Origin of the sequence: uncultured Aquincola sp. (genome assembly GCF_964001545.1) — a bacterium.
Lineage (GTDB): Bacteria > Pseudomonadota > Gammaproteobacteria > Burkholderiales > Burkholderiaceae_C > Aquincola.
The window spans coordinates 1-2,077 of record NZ_CAXFDV010000248.1 but is presented as its reverse complement, the minus strand read 5'-3'; the positions used below and the strand labels follow the sequence as shown (position 1 = coordinate 2,077).

Here is a 2,077-nt window from a genome sequence, read left to right as displayed (position 1 = left end):
TGGCCTTCACCCAGCAGGGCCGCCACCGGCAGGTTCAGGTGCTGGCCCAGCAGGTCGAGCATGGCCGATTCCACCGCGGTGACCGCATGGATGGTGGTGCGCAGGTCGAAGGTCTGCAGGCCGCGGCCGCCGGCGTCGCGGTCGGCAAAGGCCTGCTGCAGTGTGCGCAACAGCCCGGCATGGCTGCCCACCGGCTGGCCCACCACCAGCGGCCGGGCGTCTTCCAGCGTCTGGCGGATCTTCTCGCCGCCCGGCACCTCGCCGACGCCGGTGCGGCCGGCGCTGTCGGTCAGGATGAGCAGGTTGCGGGTGAAAAACGGCCCGTGCGCACCGCTGAGGTTGAGCAGCATGCTGTCGCGGCCGGCGACTGGGATCACCTGCAGCGCGGTGATCAAGGGTGTTGAAGAGAGGCTCATGGCAAGGTCCAGGTCTTAATCAGCGGTGATTTTTCCGGTCTCGATCACCTTCTTCCAGCGCGCGAACTCGCTGGCCTGGAAGGTGGCGAACTGGGCGGGCGTGTTGCCCACCACTTCGAGGCCGACGGACGTGAACTGCTGCTGCACCTGCGGGTCGTGCAGCGCGGCCAGCAGGGCCTCGTGGAACTTGCTGCGCACGTCGGCCGGCAGGCCCTTGGGCGCCACCACCGCCTGCCACGAATACACGTCGGCGTTCTTCACACCGGCCTCGGCCAGCGTGGGCACGTCGGGCAGCACCGCTGCGCGCTTGGCGCCGGTGACCGCCAGCGCCCGCAGCTTGCCGGCCTTGATGTGCTGCAGCACCGCGTTGACGTTCTGGAACGAGGCTTCCACCTGCGCGCCCAGCAGGTCGGAGATGGCCGGGCCGCCGCCCTTGTACGGGATGTGCAGGCCGCTGGTGCCCGTCTCCTGCCAGAAGAGTTCGGCCGTCAAGTGGTCGCTGCTGCCGTTGCCCGAAGAGGCGAAGGTCATCTTGCCCGGCTGCGACTTCAGGTGGCCGATGACGTCTGCCACCGTCTTGTAGGGCGACGCGGCCGGCACCACCAGCACGTTGGGCGCCTGCACCAGCACGGTGATGGGGTCGAAGTCCTTCAGCGCGTCGTACGGCATCGACTTGATGAGGTGCGGCGCGATGACCAGCGGCCCCAGCGAGGTGACCAGGAAGGTGTAGCCGTCGGGCGCTGCGCGCTTGACCTGCGCTGCCCCGATGGTGCCGGTGGCGCCCGCCTTGTTGTCGACGATGAAGGTCTGGTTGAAGGTTTTGCCCAGCGCAGCGCCCATCGCGCGGGCCACGGTGTCGGTGCTGCCGCCGGGCGGGAACGGCACCAGCAGCGTGACGGGCTTGGCGGGCCAGGCCTGGGCCTGGGCGCCGGCCACCAGGGCCAGGCCCAGCGTGGCGGCAGCAAACAACTTCTTCATGCCATGTCTCCTGAAAAACGCGGGGGGATGGGCGGGGCGGCTGCGCACGGTAGCGCTACCACCGTCGGCAGCAATGGTAGCGCTACCGCGCCCGCGTCTGCGATTCGCAGAACTACTTATCGGGGTGTTCAGGCGCTGGCGCGCTCGACGATGGAAAAGCCGATGTCCACCACTTGCTCGGCCACCGCCCTGCCCTCGGCCCGCTCGACGATGAAGCGGGCAGCCTGCTGGCCGATGGCGCGGCTGTCGATGCGCACGGTGGTCAGCGCGGGATGCAGGTCGGCGGCGAATTCCAGGTCGCCGAAGCCCATGACCGCCAGCTGCCTGGGCACGTCCAGCCCACGGGCCTGCGCTTCGGTGAGCACGCCCAGCGCCAGCAGGTCGGAGCTGCAGAACACCGCGTCCACCGACGGGTCGGCCGCCAGCAGCTGCGCCAGTGCCCCGCGGCCGCTGCCCAGCGTGGTGGGCGCAGGCACCGTCACCAGCGCCGGCTCGGGCAGGCCCAGCGCTACCGCCGCCTGGCGAAAGGCCGCGTGCCGGCGCGCCGAGCGTTCATCGTCGCCGGCCACCACCGCCAGCCGCCGTCGCCCGCGGCCGTGCAGGAAGGCGGCCACCGCGCGGCCCACCTCGACATGCGAAAAGCCCACCAGCATGTCGATGGGCGTGGGCGTCAGGTCCCAGGT

2 protein-coding genes and 1 pseudogene are annotated in these 2,077 nt (G+C 70.3%); all 3 read right to left on the bottom strand.

Annotated features, from left to right (window positions below):
- Positions 1-416: pseudogene (gene gudD, locus ABNT58_RS08570) on the bottom strand (glucarate dehydratase); the annotation flags it as partial.
- A gap of 15 nt (positions 417-431) precedes the next feature.
- Positions 432-1,394: a tripartite tricarboxylate transporter substrate binding protein gene (locus ABNT58_RS08565; RefSeq protein WP_348753078.1), complete on the bottom strand. Its 963-nt coding sequence runs from the start codon at positions 1,392-1,394 to the stop codon at positions 432-434.
- Between the two features lie 128 nt (positions 1,395-1,522).
- Positions 1,523-2,077, bottom strand: a 555-nt coding sequence (locus ABNT58_RS08560) for a substrate-binding domain-containing protein (protein WP_348753077.1), incomplete at its 5' end; no start/stop codon positions are given.

Coding starts and splice junctions, on each gene's coding strand:
- ABNT58_RS08565 (WP_348753078.1), bottom strand. CDS start 1,394: ATGAAGAAGTTGTTTGCTGCCGCCACGCTGGGCCTGGCCCTGGTGGCC.